The 16,115-nt window shown below is 69.4% G+C and carries 16 protein-coding genes and 1 tRNA gene; 6 read left to right on the forward strand and 11 right to left on the reverse strand.

The window, feature by feature from the left end; genetic code table 11:
* Positions 1–43: 43 nt before the first annotated feature.
* Together G406_RS0112055 and G406_RS0112060 are read right to left on the reverse strand one after the other, a co-directional pair.
* Positions 44–718, reverse strand: coding sequence for a PIG-L deacetylase family protein (locus G406_RS0112055; protein WP_028934037.1), 675 nt, complete (start codon positions 716–718; stop codon positions 44–46).
* Between the two features lie 158 nt (positions 719–876).
* Positions 877–1,815 (reverse strand): acyl-CoA desaturase, encoded by a 939-nt coding sequence (locus tag G406_RS0112060; protein ID WP_028934038.1) that lies wholly within the window; start codon positions 1,813–1,815, stop codon positions 877–879.
* A gap of 196 nt (positions 1,816–2,011) precedes the next feature.
* On the opposite strand from G406_RS0112060, the gene G406_RS0112065 reads away from it, so the two are divergent.
* A tRNA-Gln gene (locus G406_RS0112065) sits at positions 2,012–2,082 on the forward strand.
* 681 nt (positions 2,083–2,763) lie between these two features.
* Here the strand turns inward: G406_RS0112065 and G406_RS46345 are convergent.
* The 8 genes from G406_RS46345 to G406_RS0112105 form a co-directional block, all read right to left on the reverse strand.
* On the reverse strand, positions 2,764–3,201 hold the full coding sequence (locus G406_RS46345) for an ATP-binding protein (protein ID WP_169736679.1): 438 nt from the start codon (positions 3,199–3,201) through the stop codon (positions 2,764–2,766).
* Positions 3,202–3,256: 55 nt separating this feature from the next.
* Positions 3,257–3,628 carry an anti-sigma factor antagonist gene (locus tag G406_RS0112075; protein WP_028934039.1) on the reverse strand — a complete coding sequence of 124 codons (372 nt, stop codon included), beginning with the start codon at positions 3,626–3,628 and terminating at the stop codon, positions 3,257–3,259.
* Positions 3,629–3,679: 51 nt separating this feature from the next.
* A complete protein-coding gene (locus tag G406_RS53890) occupies positions 3,680–4,342 on the reverse strand; it encodes a hypothetical protein (RefSeq protein WP_156934805.1) in 663 nt (220 codons plus the stop codon).
* A gap of 202 nt (positions 4,343–4,544) precedes the next feature.
* Positions 4,545–5,585 (reverse strand): DUF4142 domain-containing protein, encoded by a 1,041-nt coding sequence (locus G406_RS53895; RefSeq protein ID WP_051341972.1) that lies wholly within the window; start codon positions 5,583–5,585, stop codon positions 4,545–4,547.
* Positions 5,586–5,598: 13 nt separating this feature from the next.
* A complete protein-coding gene (locus G406_RS0112090; protein WP_028934041.1) occupies positions 5,599–6,939 on the reverse strand; it encodes a ferredoxin reductase family protein in 1,341 nt (446 codons plus the stop codon).
* A 601-nt stretch (positions 6,940–7,540) separates the two neighbouring features.
* Positions 7,541–9,181 (reverse strand): glutamate--tRNA ligase, encoded by a 1,641-nt coding sequence (locus G406_RS0112095; RefSeq protein ID WP_028934042.1) that lies wholly within the window; start codon positions 9,179–9,181, stop codon positions 7,541–7,543.
* Positions 9,182–9,191: 10 nt separating this feature from the next.
* Complete coding sequence (locus G406_RS46360) at positions 9,192–9,677, reverse strand: GNAT family N-acetyltransferase (RefSeq protein ID WP_051341973.1); 486 nt, start codon at positions 9,675–9,677, stop codon at positions 9,192–9,194.
* Positions 9,674–10,162, reverse strand: a complete 489-nt coding sequence (locus G406_RS0112105) for a PaaI family thioesterase (RefSeq protein WP_051341974.1) — start codon at positions 10,160–10,162, stop codon at positions 9,674–9,676. Before G406_RS0112105 ends, G406_RS46360 begins: the two co-directional genes overlap by 4 nt.
* A gap of 91 nt (positions 10,163–10,253) precedes the next feature.
* On the opposite strand from G406_RS0112105, the gene G406_RS0112110 reads away from it, so the two are divergent.
* The 3 genes from G406_RS0112110 (at position 10,254) to G406_RS46365 (ending at position 12,587) form a co-directional block, all read left to right on the forward strand.
* Positions 10,254–10,730 (forward strand): winged helix-turn-helix transcriptional regulator, encoded by a 477-nt coding sequence (locus G406_RS0112110; RefSeq protein WP_051341975.1) that lies wholly within the window; start codon positions 10,254–10,256, stop codon positions 10,728–10,730.
* 80 nt (positions 10,731–10,810) lie between these two features.
* Positions 10,811–11,545, forward strand: a complete 735-nt coding sequence (locus G406_RS0112115) for an SDR family NAD(P)-dependent oxidoreductase (protein WP_028934045.1) — start codon at positions 10,811–10,813, stop codon at positions 11,543–11,545.
* A gap of 46 nt (positions 11,546–11,591) precedes the next feature.
* On the forward strand, positions 11,592–12,587 hold the full coding sequence (locus tag G406_RS46365) for a sigma-70 family RNA polymerase sigma factor (protein WP_037076246.1): 996 nt from the start codon (positions 11,592–11,594) through the stop codon (positions 12,585–12,587).
* A gap of 19 nt (positions 12,588–12,606) precedes the next feature.
* Here G406_RS46365 and G406_RS46370 read toward each other — a convergent pair whose 3' ends face one another.
* Positions 12,607–13,125 (reverse strand): L,D-transpeptidase, encoded by a 519-nt coding sequence (locus G406_RS46370; protein WP_051341976.1) that lies wholly within the window; start codon positions 13,123–13,125, stop codon positions 12,607–12,609.
* Positions 13,126–13,432: 307 nt separating this feature from the next.
* Between G406_RS46370 and glmU the strand changes: the two genes are divergently transcribed.
* The gene (gene glmU, locus G406_RS46375) at positions 13,433–15,010 is read left to right on the forward strand and encodes a bifunctional UDP-N-acetylglucosamine diphosphorylase/glucosamine-1-phosphate N-acetyltransferase GlmU (protein ID WP_084215994.1); all 1,578 of its coding nucleotides are present in this window, start codon (positions 13,433–13,435) and stop codon (positions 15,008–15,010) included.
* Between the two features lie 15 nt (positions 15,011–15,025).
* A complete protein-coding gene (locus tag G406_RS0112135; protein ID WP_028934046.1) occupies positions 15,026–16,006 on the forward strand; it encodes a ribose-phosphate diphosphokinase in 981 nt (326 codons plus the stop codon).
* Positions 16,007–16,115: the final 109 nt, after the last annotated feature.

The raw sequence follows: 16,115 nt of genomic DNA on the forward strand, positions 1-16,115 counted from the left end.
CTGGCAAACCCCACTTTAACCAAGGGCTCATGCGCCCCACGGGTCAGCCCTGATGCGGCGCGACGCCCGGCAGTGCCGCCCAGCCGAGCACCAACCGCGACACGTGGAAGGCCTCCGCGTAGCGGGCATAACACTGCACACCACGCAACCGGGCCAGCCCGGCGAACGACTCCTCGTCGAAGGACGGCCGGTCGCGCTGCGAGCCGTAACACTCCAGCATCTTCTCGATCTTCTCCCGGAGCACCGGCTCGGCCAATGGGGAGAACAGGCCGGGCTGCTCCAGGTTCCCTTCGCGGCCGGCGATCTCGTAACCGAGCACCAGGTGGTCCGGGAAGGCCACCGGGATCAGCTCGGCCACCATCCCCCGGTCCTGGTTGCCGTCCTTCGGGCTCGGCCCGAAGATCACGCCGGGATCGACCCGCGCGCGCAAATCTTCCAGCGCGCGCTTGATCCGGTCCCAGCGGGTCGGCAACTGGCCGTGCGGCAGATCCAGCACCGCGACCCGGAGCTGCGCCCCCGGACAGAAGGCCTCCAACGCGGCTCGTTCCTCCGCCTCCCGCAGGCTGCCGCCACCGGTGAAGGTCAGCGCAGTGACCTCGATCCCCGGATGTGCGCGGCACAGTTCGAGCAGTGTCCCCCCGCAACCGACCACGATGTCGTCGCAGTGCGCGCCGACCAGCATCACATGGTCAAGTCGTTCCGGAAGCAGGGCCAACACGTCGTGAACCACCTCGTCGGGGCATGTCCGACGGGCCTTCCGTCGAGTCCACCGGGGAGTATCTCACTCCCTCGGGGGAACTTTGACACCGACGGGCGACGAAAGTAGTAATCAATACCGCACCCTTGCCCTGAACAGGGGTCACCCGTACGGGAAGGTCAAGATTTGGCGGTGCGAAGCTTGGCGAGACGAGTCGTCGTCGGCCAACGGACATCACTGGCCCAGCCGAACTTCTCGAAGATCCAGATGAGCCGAGCCGACACGTCGATCTGACCGCGCAGCACACCGTGGCGGGCACACGTCGGGTCCGCGTGATGCAGGTTGTGCCAGGACTCGCCCATGCTCAGGATCGCCAGCGGCCAGAAGTTGCGCGACTTGTCCCGCGACGCGAACGGACGCTTGCCGATCATGTGACAGATCGAGTTGATCGACCAGGTCACGTGGTGCAGGATGCCCATCCGGACCAGACCGCCCCAGAAGAAACCGGTCAGCGCACCCCACCACGACCAGGTGAGCAAACCGCCGATGACGGCCGGCAGCACCAGGCTCGCCACCACCAACCAGGCGAAACTATTGCTCACCCGCATGATCGCGCGGTCCGCCAGCAGGTCCGGCACGAAGCGACGCTCGTTGGTCTCGCTCTTCTCGAACAGCCAGCCGAAGTGCGCGTGCACGAAACCCTTCGCCACCGCGAGCGGCGAGGTCCCGAAGGCCCACGGCGAATGCGGGTCGCCGTCCTTGTCCGAATACGCATGGTGGCGGCGATGATCAGCGACCCACCGCACCACCGAACCCTGCACCGCGAGCGAACCCGCGATCCCCAGCACGACCCGCAACCAGGTCTGAGCCTTGAACGACTTGTGCGTGAAGTGCCGGTGATAGCCGACCGTGATACCCAGGCAGCCGATCGTGTAGAACGCGACCATCATGCCCAGATCGTGGAGATGAACACCCCAGCCCCAGGCCAGTGGCACCGCGGCGAAGAACGCGACCATCGGCACGATCACGAACACGTAGATCAGCACGTGCTGCCAGCCGGCGCGTTCGCCTGCCATCATCGGTTCGGGGCCCGCCAGGGCCTCGGCGGTGCTGGTCATCGATAAGTCACCTCAGAGGTCGGGTGCGCATCGGTCGAACGGACGGTTCCGCGACCGTAACCTACGCAAGCGTAGGTTAGGTGGAGCCAACCCTCCACCCCCAGCACGTGAAGTTTCGGCGTGTCTTGAGATGTCCGGTGTGTCGCCCGCCCCCGAACAGACCCCGAGCGGCCCATGGGAACATGGGTGAGCACGATCCGCCGTGGTGTAATGGCAGCACCTCAGATTTTGGTTCTGATGGTTCAGGTTCGAATCCTGGCGGCGGAGCTGGCTTTCCGGCGGGCCTTCGCGCGTCGAAAGTTTCCGGTCGGGACCCCTCATCGGCTTCGCCTCGAGGGGCCCGCGACCGGAAACTTGGGCGGCTACGCCGTTCGCTTCGCTCCGGCTTCGCTGCCCTCGCTTGACGCGCGCTTGTCTGGTCGCGTTCTGCTTCGCCTGTTGCGTTCTTTGCAGTGCTTCGCACTGAACCCCCTGCGGGGAGACTCGCGGAGCGCGACCCTCGCCCACCTCGCCCACGTCGCGCACTTCGCAGAGGTTCTGGCGCACCTCGCAGAGGCTCGTGTCGTGTCGCAGATGTTGGAACATCTGCGACACGACACGAAGCTCTGCGAAGTCACCCGAACCCCTGCCCCTCCCGGGGCGCACTGCAGCCGGTGGGACGCGGCGCAGCCGTGGCCGCCTGTGGGCGCGCACAGCTCCCCCGTCCCCGCGATCCTGGCCCGCACTTGGCGTGGTCGGGCGGTGTCAACCCTGAAACCTCGCCCCCGAACTACGTGCAACCAGGAGCGAGTGCGAGGCCGGCGAAGCCGGGGGTTGATACCGCCCGCCCACGCCAAGACACTGGATGGCCAGCGGGGACACCCCAGTGCACCCAGACCTGACCGCGGCGACACCCCAAGCCAGCGGGGACACCCCAGACACCCGCGAGACACCCCGGGAACCCGCGAGTCACATATCCAGAAGCCGCGAAGGTTCCGCCACCTGGGCAGGCACCGGGCGGCTGGTCATCCGGATCTGCGTCCCGGTCGCGGTGCCCTGGACCTCCATCGACTCGGTGCAGGCGCGCATCAGCGGCAGACCCCTGCGGCGGTTCTCGTGCCACGCGGGCGGCGGGCGCCACGAACCGTGGTCGTCGACCGTCACCACCACCCGGCGGCCGCCATCTCCGTCGGTCACGCATTCGGCGCCGACGATCACCTCACCGACGCTGCCGGGCGGATAGGCGTGGTCGGTCACGTTGGACACCGCCTCGCTCACCGCCAACAACAGGTCGTCCGTCTCCTCCGAAGGCCAGTCCAGCTCGCCGAGCCAGCCACGGAACAAGCGGCGCACGATCGAGGGCGCGACGGCATCCGCCGTCAGCACCTCGTGCACAGCCTCAGTCATCATGCGCAGCCTTCCCCCGCGGACACAGGGGGATACCCGTTCGGGCCGCGTTCAGTCACGCGGGAAGCGCATCGTCGAGTGAGTCGTACAGATCGAGCTCACGGTCCAGCCCGGACAGCATGATCGGGCGGACGACCGGCCGCTGCGAGTCGACCACGACACGCAGACCTTTGTCGTTCGCCTCGGCCTCGGCGGCGATCTCGACCAGGGCACGCAGGCCCAGAGAGCCGAGGAACTCGACGTCGGTCAGGTCGAGTACAAGGGTGTCCGCCTCGGGGCTGCGCACGGATTCGGCCAGCGTCTCACGCAGCCTCGGCACGGTGAGCACGTCCAGCTCACCGGTCGCGACCACCACGATGGCGCCCGCGCGCACGCTGCACCCCAAGGTGAGCAGCTGCTCGGACGGCCGGGACGTTCCGTCGGACACGCCGAAACGGTACAACGTCGCGGCACCCGGCCGCCCGAGAGCAGGTACCTACTACTGGGGCCGGGTCAGGAACAGCACCTCGGTGCAGATCGGCTGGAACCCGCTGGCGATCGCGATGCGGGTCACCCGGTGATCGTGCAGCGGGGTCGAACCGAACAACGTGGCGCCGGTCGGGATGACCGTCTTCGCCGCGGCGAGCAGCTCACGACCGACCCGGCCACCAGGGCCCTCGTCGACCCGGAAGAACACATCCCAGCGCCCACCGGGCCCACGGCCGACCGCGAACGCCCCCGCTGCACCGGGGCTGGAGTACTGGAAGCAGCGAATGTCGGTGCGATAAGCCGCCCAGCCGGAATCCGGCTCGCCATTCTCCTCGATCTTCCCGTTCAGATAGGCGGACCTCGGCGGCGCCGCACAAGTCATGCTGGCATAGACGGCCGGGTTACCCAGGCGCTCGGTCACCGCACCGATCAACTTACCGAGACCGGTCGACGGGTCACTACCGCCTAGCCCGACCCGGTCGACGTACTGCTCGTCCAGCCAGTTCTGCTCGACGTCGGCGGCAACGATCACGTGGTGGGCGAAGAAGGCCATCATGTCGCACGGGCCGTCCAACGCACCCACCGCCACGGCCCTGCCGTCCGCCGGCGGAAACACACCCCGTGCCGCGTCGGACAGCGCCGTGTTCAAAGCATGGTCAGTTGCTGTTGTCATCGGAACTCATACCTCCTTGCTCAACGGCGCCTGACCCGAAACGGGTCAGGCGCCGGTCCTCCCCGGAGCACTGCACTGAAGCTATGAATCTTGTCACACTCGAACGACTCAAGGTGGACCGTTCGGCGTTTTTCTCTGTCTATCCCCCGCAAGTATGAGTTATATAGCTTGACAGGTTACTGTTTGTCATTCCTGTGACGAATTACCACCCTCGGCCGCCCCGGGCCTTCCCGAGCTTCGGCGGACGGCGGTCCCTGCTGGTCCGTTTCGGTGTGCTCCGCCTCGGCGCGGGCGCCGGTGCCGCCGGGGAGCCCGAGCGCTGCGCGGGCACCTTCGGCCGGGCCTGCTCCTCCTCGGGGGAGCTCAGCACGGCGATGAGCTCGGCGGTCGTCACCATCCGTTCCTTGAACTCCCGCCGTTCCCGCGCGGACCGCAGCGCACGGTCCTTCGCCGCGCTCGCCGCTCCCACCGCCCCGGACGCCATCCGCACCCACCAGCCGCGCCGTGCCGCACCGGCCTTGGTCCGGCCGAGCGCACGCAGCAGAGCCGCTCCGACCACGACCGCGACCAGGAACAACACCAGCGTGATCGGCACGTTGTAGCCACCGATCGAGGTCAGTCGCGCGGCGGGAGCGGTGGACGGCGGGAACAGGGCGTAGTCGACGAGCCCGGTGCTCTCCAGATAGTCCATGTGCCTGCCGATGAACTGGTTCCCCTCGATGGCGAACTGGCGGACCAGCTCGTTCTGGGTCCCCGAACGCACCCCCTCGACCAGCGGCATGACCTCGCCGTGGGCGGACCGCACCAGGTTCACGAACAGCTTGTCGTAGTCGGCAGGCGCGGCGTCGGAGATCTCCGTCATCCAGATCTTCTGCTGGTCACTGGGCTGGCTGGGCAGCACGACGTTCAGCTTCGCGGCGACCGTGCGCAGCGCCGCATCCAGCTGAGCGTGCTCCACGCCGAGCTTGCGGCCCACCTCGCGGACGGCGGGGCTGGTCGCGCGTTGCGCCGCCTGCTCACCCGCCGGGCCCTCCCACAGGTTCGCCTGCCGAACCTTGATCAGCATGTCCCGGTCGGACGGCCCGAGCGGTCCCCACCGGGTGTCCGAGGTTCCGCCGCCGAACAGCGCGGAGAACGACTGCGGTGAGGACGGAGACCGGCCGGCCAGCACGACCGACACGATGACCGCGAGCAGGACCGAACCGGGCACCGTCCACCGGATGAACCGAAGAGCGGCATTCATGTGGACACTTCCCCTAAGCCATGTCGAACAACTCGGTGTGCACCCTGGACGGATCGATGTTGCGGTCGGCCAGGGCTTCGACCACGCCGTTGACCATCCCGGGCGGCCCGCAGACGAAGTACTCGATCTTGCGGCGACCGGTGCGTTCCGGGAGCAGCTCACCGAGCAGGTCTCGGTCGATCCGCCCCGTCCGACCGCTCCAGTCCGAGGACGGGCGGCTGACCACCTCGACGACGGTCAGGTTGAGCTTCTCGGTCAGCTCGGCCAGCTCGTCACGGAACAGCAGCTCGGTCTCGGTGCCGGCGCCGGAGATCAGCATCACCGGGGTGTCGTCGCCCCGGTGCGCCAGTGTGCGCAGCATGCTCATCATCGGCGTGATCCCGACGCCGGCCGCGATCAGCACCAGTGCCCGGCTGTAGACGGTGTCGTCCCAGGTGAACGAGCCGTGCGGGCCATCGATCCACACCGGGTCACCGACTTTCAACCTCCCGACCGAGGAGGTGAAGTCACCGACGTCGCGGATGGTGAACTCGATCGAGCCGCCCGCCTCCGACGTCGGGCACGAGGTGATCGTGAACGGGTGCTCCTCGGCGGTGATCGAGCGCCGCACCCGAATCCAGGCGAACTGGCCCGGCTCGAAGGCCAGCGTGGACACGTCGAACCCGTGCCGGGGCCGTCTCGGGCCGATGACCAACGTGTGTACGTCCTCGGTCTCGGCGCGGATCTCCCGCACCTGGTAGGCGGAGCGCTTGTCCAGGCTCGGCCGCCACAGCCAGCGGTAGCTGAGGACACCCAGCAGCGCGGCGGCCAGCAGGCCGAACGCCACCCGCAGCACCGGGTCGTTGACCAGGTGCTGCAACCGCCAGATGTGCAGCGCGGAGAACACCACGGACGCGGCCGCCAGCACGATGTGCGTCCAACGCCAGAGCGCGTACCGGCGACCCACCCGACCGCGCAGGCCGGCGAGACCGACGAGCAGGATGAGCGCGACGGTCGCGGCGATCGCGGCCTTGGACGGCTGCGACCACTGCCGCGGGTCGAACAGCGTCACCGAGTTCGGGTTGGCCGCGAGCACCAGGATCACGTGCACCAGGACCATGAGGGTGACCAGCAGCCCGAGGCTGCGATGCACGCCGTACACGGCTTCGATGCCGACCGCCCTGGTCAACGACCGCAACCGGGACGGCACCACGGCGGCGCCCACGAGAAGCCCGGTGGCGAGCAGACCGGACTGCACCGCCAGCTGCGAGGCGATCGGGTTGTCGCTGCCGTTGACCAGGCTCAGCAGGGTAGGGCCGAACAGGACCGCCAGGAAGGTGGCAGCCCACATCAGCCGTGCCTGACCTGGTCGCATGCCAGCGACTGTATGGAGCGCCCGGAACCTGTCCTCGACAGATGAGAGCGGGGGTCACGCCCGGTCGACCACTTACCCCGGCAGCGCGCCGAGCGCGCCCCCGAACACCCGTTCGGCCGCACCAGCTGGGCCGAACGGCCCCACCCACCACTCAGGTGTGCGCCCGCTCACCCCCACTGAACTACTCACCGCACCCCTCCCCTCGTGAGTGGCAAGGGCGTCTACCCCGAAGCGGCGCCGAAGGCGTAGGCGCCATCGTGAGTGGCAAGGGCGTCTACCCCGGAGGGGCGCCGAAGGCGTAGGCGCTCGGAGCACTCACGACACGCTTTTCGTCGTGAGTGATCCGGGCGCCTATAGGCGCCCTTGCCACTCACGAGTCGACGGCGAAGCCGAGATGCCTTGAAGCCGGGCACGGGCTAAGCCGGGGACGGGGCCGTGGTCCCGACCGCGTGCCAAGAGTGCGCTGCCTCGGGGTCCCTCGTGAGTGATGAGGGCGCCTATAGCCGGACTGGACCCTCACGACGGAAAAGCTGTCGTGAGTGCCCACTCCGGCTACGCCTTCGGCGCCCCTTCGGGGTAGACGCCCTCATCACTCACGAGGTCAGGGGGTTAGGGCTCGGAGGCGGCGGAGGACCTCTTCGGTGCCGAGGGCGCCGCAGACGGCGTGCAGGTCGGGGCTGCGGGTGGCGCCGGTGATGGCCACCCGGATCGCGTTGGCCGCGTCGCGCAGCACGCCGGGGTAGGAGTCCGGGTCCGCCTTGTACGTCTTCGGGTTGGGCGCGAAGCCGTGCCGGGCGGCGAGCTCACGGATCTGGGCGAACCAGGTCGGCTGGTCGTCGGCCCACGCGTAGTTGTCGGCGAAGTCGGCGGCGAGCTTGCGCACCAGGCTCGCGTCGAGGCCGCCGAACCGCTCGTCGGAGGCGTCGGTGACCTCGGTGAACAGCGGCGGGAAGAAGAAGCCGTAGATCGACCGGAAGTCCGACCAGCGCACCAGGTCCTTGCGCGGGTTGTCCACTCCGACCCGCTCGACGTCGATCGCCCGCTCGGCCAGCTCGCGGTGCTCGGTCAGGACCGTCACCAGCTCGGGGTCGCGCTCGGCTGCCCACTCGGCGACGGCGTCGAGCACAGTCGGGCCGGACAGGGTGGCGATGTGGTCGCCGCTGATGTCGGCCAGCTTGACCATGTCGACCAGGGGACCGGCCACGCCGCACTCCTCGAGGCGGATCGGCTCGGTCAGCGCCTGGTCAAGGGGGGTCTCGGCGAGGCGCCCGTTGGCCAGCCCACGCAGGTAGTAGAGGACCGCCTCGGACGGGTAGCCGGCGTCGACGTAGAAGTCGACCGAGGCCTCCGGGTCCTTGCGCTTGGACAGTTTCCGCTTCGAGCCACCGTCCTGCTTCATCAGCGGCGCGACGTGCGCGTAGCGGGGCGCGGGGAACCCGAGCGCCTCGAACAGCTGCAGGTGCAGCGGCACCGAGGAGATCCATTCCTCGCCGCGGATCACCAGCGTGACGCCCATCAGGTGCTCGTCGACGGCGTGCGCGAAGTGGTAGGTGGGCAGCCGGGGGCTGGTCGCGGAGCTCTTCAGGATGACGACGTCGTTGCGGTTGGCCTCGTGTTCGAGACGGCCCCGGATCGCGTCGGAGAACGAGACGCGGCCGGCCTGCACGCCGGGCGAGCGGAAGCGGACCACGTAGTCGTCGCCCGCGGACAGCTTCGCGGCGACCTCGTCCGGGTCGGCGTCGCGCCACACCGCCCACGAGCCGTAATAGCCGGTCGGCACCTTCGTGGCCTGCTGCCGTTTGGTCATCTCGGCGAGCTCGTCGCGGGTGGCGAAGCACGGGTAGGCCTTGCCTTCGCGCATCAGCTCACGCACGTAGCTGAGGTAGATCTGCTCGCGCGCGGACTGCAGGTACGGCCCGTACGGCCCGTCGACCGGCTCCTCCGAGGCGATCCCGAAGTACTCGAAGGCGCGGTCGAACTGCGCCGCGACCCCCTCGACCTCACGGCTCTGGTCGGTGTCCTCGATGCGGACGAAGTAGCTGCCGCCGCTGTGGTCGGCGACGTCCTTGGCGATCGTCGCGGTGTACACGCCGCCGATGTGCACGAACCCGGTCGGGCTCGGCGCGAAGCGGGTCACCTCGGCGCCGTCGGCCAGCTCACGCGCCGGGTAGCGCTGCTCCCAGTGCGACGGGTCGGGCAGGTCGGAGGGGAAGAGGCCGTCAACGAGGGCGCGGTCGAGCATGCGGAAGAGACTATCCGGCCACCCGCAGCTGCTCCGGGACCGGATGCAGCTCGAAGTAGTACTCCCCCGGCGCGGTGTCGGCCAGGCGCATCGGCCAGTGCAGCGAACGCAGCAGCCGGATCACCCGCCTGTTGTCCGTCTGCACGGCCGCCACCAGCGGCATGCCCGCCCAGCGCGGGTCCTGGGCCGCGAACCGCATCAGGTCCCTGCCGATGCCTCTGCGCTGCCACCGGTCGGCCACCAGCAACCCGACCTCGATCTGTTCCGCGCCCGGACCCGGCGCGATGTTGACGAGGCCGACCGGTCGGTTCTCGTCCATCGCCAGGTAGACGCCCCCGTTCTCCGGGCCGGCGAGCAGGTCGACGAGGTTCGCCGGAAGGGCGCGCTGCTCGGGAACGAACAGCCGCGCCCGCAGGGCGCCGGGGCCGGTACGGAACACCAGCCGCGTGATGAGTGCCCGGGCCTCGCAGCCCTCGGCGCGGATGAGCCTGATCATGACGGGTCCGGCCGCAGGATGAGCAGACTGCTGATCGCCTCCGCGTAGAGCTTCCCGGTCGCGTCACGTAGCTCGGCCTTCGCCAGCCCGGTCCGTCCGCCGAGGTGCGTCACGGTCCCCTCGCAGCGCAGCGGCCCGGTGTGCACGGTGATCGCGCGCAGGAACTTCACGGTCAGGTCCAGACTCGTGTATCCGACGCCCTGGGGCAGCAGTGACTGCGCGGCGCAGCCGGCCGCAGAGTCGAGGATCGTCGCGTACATGCCGCCGTGGACGCTGCCGATCGGGTTGTAGTGCTGCTCGGTGGGGGTGAACTCGAAGACCACGCGCCCCGGGTCGGCCTCGGTCATCCGGAGGCCGAGGAGCTGGGCGAGGGGCGGGGCGGGCAGCTCCCCGGCGATGACCGCCCGCAGGAAGTCCAGTCCGTCGCGCTGCCCGGCCTCCCGTGCGAGCTGACCGGCCGCCGTCTCGGTCATCAGATCCGTCATCACAGCACCTCTGAGTTTCATTTCGAGATTCAGGTGGAGCATGCTCGTTCTGAGTTTCAGAAAGCAACCCACTAGGCGTATGATTCATGTCATGTCCACCCTCACCGATCCCCGCGAGCTGGACAGCCGAACCTGCTCGATCGCCCGGACCATGGAGCTGATCGGCCATCCGTGGACCATGGTCGTGCTGCGTGACCTGTTCAACGGGGTACGTCGTTTCGACGAGCTGACCGACCACCTCAACATCGCGCGCAACGTTCTGGCCCGGCGTCTCGCCGGGCTGGTCGACGCCGGACTGGTCGAGAAGGTCTCCTACCGCGAGCCCGGCCAGCGCGCCCGCCACGAGTACCGGCTGACGCCGGCCGGACGCGACCTGCGGCCGGTACTGCTCGCCGTGACCGCGTTCGGCGACGCCCACCTGTCCGAGGGCCACGGCCCGCCGATGCTGGTCGAGCACGCCGAGTGCGGCGGCGCGGTCGAGGTCCAGCTGCGCTGCGCCCACGGGCACGACATCGCTTCGCGGGACCGGTTGCGCGTGCGGCCCGGCCCCGGGGCACACGCGAAGTAGTTTCGCCGCTCGCGACGGTTTTCCGGCGCCCGGCCGGTCTTGATGCGGACACGTTCCGCACCAACCCCCGGGAGCACCCCATGACCACCCGAACCGCCGTCGTCACCGGAGCCAGCCGAGGGTTCGGCCGCGCGATCGCCACCGCACTCGTCGCGGAGGGGATGGCGGTCCTCGGCATCGCACGCGGCAAGCAGGACCTCGGTGCCGTCCGCGCCGAGCTCGGCGGGGCGTTCACACCGCTGACCGGTGACGCCACCGACGAGACGCTCGCGCGGAACGTGATCCACGAGCACCGGCCCGACCTGCTGGTGCTCAACGCCGGCGCCGTGCCGCACATGGCGCCGGTACATCAGCAGACCTGGGAGACCTTCAGCCTCAACTGGCACACCGACACCCGGCACGTCTTCCACTGGACGCGGGCGGCGCTGCTGGAGCCGATGGCGCCGGGTGGGGTGGTCGTCAGCATGTCGAGCGGTGCGGCCATCGGCGGTTCCCCGCTCAGCGGTGGGTACGCCAGCGCGAATGCCGCGATCCGCTACCTGCGCAGCTACGCCACCGACGAGGCGGCGCGGGCCGCGCTGGACCTCCGGTTCGTGACGGTGCTGCCGCAGCTGACCCCGACCGCGGGGGTCGGGGCCGCCGGCGTGGCCGGGTACGCCGCGCGCCAGGGTGTCGACCTCGACACGTTCGTCGCGAACATGCCCTCCGTGCTCACTCCGGAACAGGTCGCCAAGGCCGTCGTCCAGCTCGCCGGCGACCCGGACAGCGCATCGGAGTACCAGGTCAGCGGCGCGGGGCTCACACCGCTCGGCTGATCGGCGCCCTACTGTGAACCGCACCGTGACCTCGGGAGAGACCGCCATGTCGAGCACGCCGCCGGACACCGAGTTCGCCCTGGTGACCGAGCCGTTCCGGCCGGAGCTGCTCGCCCACTGCTACCGGCTCCTCGGCTCGATCCACGACGCGGAGGACCTGGTGCAGGAGACGTACCTGCGTGCCTGGCGTGGCATCGACCGGTTCGAGGGCCGGTCCACGGTGCGTCGCTGGCTGTACAAGATCGCCACGATGGCCTGCCTGACCGCGTTGGAGACCCGGTCGAGGAGACCACTGCCGTCGGGCCTGGGAGCTCCGGCCGACGATCACCGGGTGGCGGTGGCCGACCGCGAGCCATCGGTGCCCTGGCTCCAGCCCGCGCCGGACGCACTGTTCGGCGCGGGCGACCCGGCCGCGATCGTGGCCGGCCGGACCGGGGTGCGGCTGGCCTTCATCGCCGCACTCCAGCTGCTGTCGGCCCGCCAGCGTGCGGTGCTCACGCTGCGCGACGTCCTGGCGTTCCGGACAGCCGAGGTGGCCGAGATGCTGGACACGACCGTGGCCGCCGTGGACAGCACCCTGCGCCGGGCCCGCGCGAACCTGGCGCAGGCGGGCCCGGTCGCGGACGACCTCGCGGAACCGGACGCCCTGGTCAGACGCGCCCTGCTCGACTCATACGTGGACGCGTTCACCAACGCCGACCTGGATGCGCTGGTCGGGCTGCTGCGCGCGGACGTCGAGCTGGAGATGCCTCCGACCCCGACCTGGTTCACCGGCAGACCGGCGGTCGTCGGGTTCCTCGGCAGTCGCGTCCTGCGTCGCGCGGGCCAGTGGCGGTTGACGCCCACCCTGGCGAACGGTCAGCCGGCGCTGGTCATCCACGCGAGGACCGACGAGGGCGGCTACCGGCCGTACGGCATCCAGGTGCTGACCCTGATCGGGGCCAGGATCGCGCGCATCACCGCGTTCAACGACCCGGCCCTGGTCCCCACCTTCGTCCCGCTCCCGGTGCTCGACCGTCCCACCGGCGAGTCGGGCGCCTGAGCACACCGAGTCGGGCGGATCAGGCGACGACCTCGACCTTGTCACCGAGCTTGAGGAAGTCGTAGAACTCCTGAGCGTCCTTCATCCGCAGCCGGACACACCCGGAGGACTGCCGAGCGAGCTTGCCCTCGTGGAAGGCGATCCCGCCCTCGGCGAAGAAGACCGCGTACGGCATCGGGGACGGCTGCCCGTCCGGCGTCTTGAACTCACCCGACTTGTGGTTCTTGTTCTTCCACTGCACCACGTGGCTACCCAGCGGGGTCTCCTTGCCCGGACCACCGGTCGAAATCTTGACCGGCCCGTGAACGACCTCGCCTTCCTTGATCAACCAGGCGAGGCTGTCCTTGACGGCCACACAGGCGATGGTGTCCAGGGCGCACGGGGTGCCCTCGACCAGCTCCTTCTTCTCCGCCGCCGCCGGTGTGTCGGCCTCATCGGCGAACGCGGCCCCGGCGAACGCGAGGACCGCGAGCAGAGCGGCGATCACACCGCACACCACGAGTCGAACCGAGCGGGTCAACGCAGGACGGGAGGACATTCGGGGGTCCCTTCACGGCCGTGTGAGAGCTGGGGACTCTCAGCTGGAGGTCGCTGGCCACCGCCGCGCAACTGACAGAACGCTGAGACGACGAGCCGAACCAGACCTTATCGGGTGAGAGAACGTCACCCTCAGCTACCCATGCGGTACCGGCGGTCGCTCACCGGGGTCGAGGGGAACCTGCATCGAGGCACCGCCCTACCATGCACCGGACCAGATGACGCGCTGTCCGCATCGGACAGCCATGTACTCCGTGTACGCCGTGTGTCCGCACAGCGCGCGCGGCCCAGGCAGGGGGGAGCCAGCGATGCTGGAAACCAGCCCGGATGCACCCAACCCCGCCGCCGTTGTGGTGCTCGCGGCGGGCGAGGGCCGAAGGATGCGCTCGAGCAAGCTCAAGGTGCTGCACGAGATCGGCGGCCGACCGCTGCTCGGCCACGCCGTGCACGCCGCCGCCGCGCTCGCGCCGGAACACCTCGTCGTCGTGGCCGGGCACGGCCGCGAGACCGTCCGCGACTACCTGAGCGGCCTGGCCACCGAGCTGAGCCGGTCCACACTGCTGGCCATCCAGGAGCAGCAGCTGGGCACCGGGCACGCCGTCGCCTGCGCGATGGACTCGCTGCCCGCGCTGACCGGCCCGGTCATGGTCACCTACGGCGACGTGCCGCTGCTGGACTCCGGCACGCTGCGCGGTCTGCTGACCGAGCACGCCGTGGCGGGCAACGCGGTCACCGTGCTCACCGCCGAGCTGCCCGACGCGACCGGCTACGGCCGGATCCTGCGCGACCAGGACGGTGCGGTCACCGCGATCGTCGAACAGCGTGACGCGACCCCGGAACAGCTGGCCATCCGCGAGTTCAACTCCGGTGTGTACGTGTTCGAGGCCGACGTGCTGCGTGACGGGCTGACCCGGCTCGCCGACGCCGCGCCCAGCAACGCACAGGGCGAGCTGTACCTGACCGACGTGCTCGGCATGGCCCACCAGGACGGTCGCAGGGTCGGCGCGCTGCGCTGCCCCGACCCGTGGCTGGTCGCCGGGGTGAACGACCAGCTGCAGCTGTCCCAGATCCGCGCCGAGCTGAACCGCAGGCTGCTCGGCGCCTGGATGCGCGCCGGCGTGACCGTCGTCGACCCGTCGAACACCTGGGTGGACGTCGGCGTCCGGCTCGCGCCCGACGTACTGCTGCACCCCGGCACCCAGCTGCACGGCGCGACGACCGTGTCCGAGGGCGCCCAGATCGGCCCGGACACCACGCTGACCGACTGCTGGATCGGCCAGGGCGCGACGGTCGTGCGCACACACGGGACCGGCGCGGAGATCGGCGCGGGAGCCAACGTCGGGCCGTTCGCGTACCTGCGTCCCGGAGCCAGGCTCGGTGACCACGGCAAGATCGGCACGTTCGTCGAGGTCAAGAACGCCGAGATCGGCCGGGGCACCAAGGTCCCGCACCTGACCTACGTCGGCGACGCGACGATCGGCGAGGGCAGCAACATCGGCGCCTCCTCGGTGTTCGTCAACTACGACGGTGTGACGAAGAACCGAACGACCATCGGCTCCTATGTAAAAACCGGGTCCGACAACACGTTTGTGGCTCCGGTCACCATCGGCGACGGCGCCTACAGTGGCGCCGGAACCGTCGTCCGCAACGACGTCCCGCCCGGCGCGCTCGCCGTTTCCGCAGGTGAACAGCGCAATATCGAGGGTTGGGTGATGCGGCGCCGCGCCGGGACCCCGTCGGCCCTCGCCGCCGAACAGGCGATCGAAAAAGCCAACACGGAGCAGTCGTCAAGCACCGCCGGGGCACCCGAACAGGTGCTCTCAGACGGTCCGAGCGACACTGTAGGTGCCCCGACCGCTCCGCGCGGGGGAAACGATCTCGGCTAGGAGGCGCGAGCCACGATGAGCGCGATGTCGGCAACACCCAAGAAGAGCCTGATGTTCTTCGCGGGTCGATCGCACCCGGAGCTCGCCGAACAGGTCGCCAAGCACCTGGACGTCTCGATCACCCCGCAGACCGCGCACGACTTCGCGAACGGCGAGATCTTCGTCCGCTTCGACGAGTCGGTACGCGGCTGCGACGCCTTCGTGATCCAGAGCCACACCAGCCCGATCAACAACTGGCTGATGGAACAGCTGATCATGGTGGACGCGCTCAAGCGCGCCTCCGCCAAGCGGATCACCGCGGTCATGCCGTTCTACCCGTACGCCCGTCAGGACAAGAAGCACCGAGGCCGTGAGCCCATCTCGGCGCGCCTCGTCGCCGACATGTTCAAGACCGCGGGCGCCGACCGCATCATGACCGTCGACCTGCACACCGCCCAGATCCAGGGCTTCTTCGACGGCCCGGTCGACCACCTGTGGGCCATGCCGCTGCTCGCCGAGTACGTGAAGGACTCGTACGCCGACAACAGGCTCGCGGTCGTCTCCCCCGACTCCGGCCGGGTGCGCCTCGCGGAGAAGTGGTCCGAACTGCTCGGCGGCACACCGCTGGCGTTCATCCACAAGACCCGCGACCCGCTCAAGCCGAACCAGGCCGTGGCCAACCGGGTGGTCGGCGACATCGCCGGCCGCACCTGCGTGGTCATCGACGACATGATCGACACCGGCGGCACGATCGCCGGCGCGGTCAAGGCACTGCTGGCCGACGGCGCGGCCGAAGTCATCATCGCCACGACCCACGGCGTGCTGTCCGGCCCCGCGCGCGAACGTCTGTCGACCTGCGGCGCCAAAGAGGTCATCGTGACCAACACGCTGCCCATCCCCGAAGAGAAGCGCTTCCCGCAGCTCACCGTCCTCTCCATCGCGCCCCTGCTGGCCCGAGCGATCCACGAGGTCTTCGACGACGGCTCGGTAACAAGCCTCTTCAACGGGAACGCTTGATTTCCGGCTGGCCCTCGCGCGTCGAAAGTTTCCGGTCGGGACCCCTCATCGGCTTCGCCTCGAGGGGCCCGCGACCGGAAACTTGGGCGGCTACGCCGTTCGCTTCGCT

The sequence above is a fragment of the Actinospineispora spinosispora DSM 44797 genome (genome assembly GCF_000429025.1).
GTDB classification, from domain to species: domain Bacteria; phylum Actinomycetota; class Actinomycetes; order Mycobacteriales; family Pseudonocardiaceae; genus Pseudonocardia; species Pseudonocardia spinosispora.

Bases quoted from the DNA above. Each gene is read 5' to 3' on its own strand.
- G406_RS0112060 (WP_028934038.1), bottom strand. From the start codon at position 1,815: ATGACCAGCACCGCCGAGGCCCTGGCGGGCCCCGAACCGATGATGGCA.
- G406_RS46345 (WP_169736679.1), bottom strand. From the start codon at position 3,201: ATGACTGAGGCTGTGCACGAGGTGCTGACGGCGGATGCCGTCGCGCCC.
- G406_RS53890 (WP_156934805.1), bottom strand. From the start codon at position 4,342: ATGACAACAGCAACTGACCATGCTTTGAACACGGCGCTGTCCGACGCG.
- G406_RS53895 (WP_051341972.1), bottom strand. From the start codon at position 5,585: ATGAATGCCGCTCTTCGGTTCATCCGGTGGACGGTGCCCGGTTCGGTC.
- G406_RS0112090 (WP_028934041.1), bottom strand. From the start codon at position 6,939: ATGCGACCAGGTCAGGCACGGCTGATGTGGGCTGCCACCTTCCTGGCG.
- G406_RS0112095 (WP_028934042.1), bottom strand. From the start codon at position 9,181: ATGCTCGACCGCGCCCTCGTTGACGGCCTCTTCCCCTCCGACCTGCCC.
- G406_RS46360 (WP_051341973.1), bottom strand. From the start codon at position 9,677: ATGATCAGGCTCATCCGCGCCGAGGGCTGCGAGGCCCGGGCACTCATC.
- G406_RS0112105 (WP_051341974.1), bottom strand. From the start codon at position 10,162: ATGACGGATCTGATGACCGAGACGGCGGCCGGTCAGCTCGCACGGGAG.
- G406_RS0112110 (WP_051341975.1), top strand. From the start codon at position 10,254: ATGTCCACCCTCACCGATCCCCGCGAGCTGGACAGCCGAACCTGCTCG.
- G406_RS0112115 (WP_028934045.1), top strand. From the start codon at position 10,811: ATGACCACCCGAACCGCCGTCGTCACCGGAGCCAGCCGAGGGTTCGGC.
- G406_RS46365 (WP_037076246.1), top strand. From the start codon at position 11,592: ATGTCGAGCACGCCGCCGGACACCGAGTTCGCCCTGGTGACCGAGCCG.
- G406_RS46370 (WP_051341976.1), bottom strand. From the start codon at position 13,125: ATGTCCTCCCGTCCTGCGTTGACCCGCTCGGTTCGACTCGTGGTGTGC.
- glmU (WP_084215994.1), top strand. From the start codon at position 13,433: ATGCTGGAAACCAGCCCGGATGCACCCAACCCCGCCGCCGTTGTGGTG.
- G406_RS0112135 (WP_028934046.1), top strand. From the start codon at position 15,026: ATGAGCGCGATGTCGGCAACACCCAAGAAGAGCCTGATGTTCTTCGCG.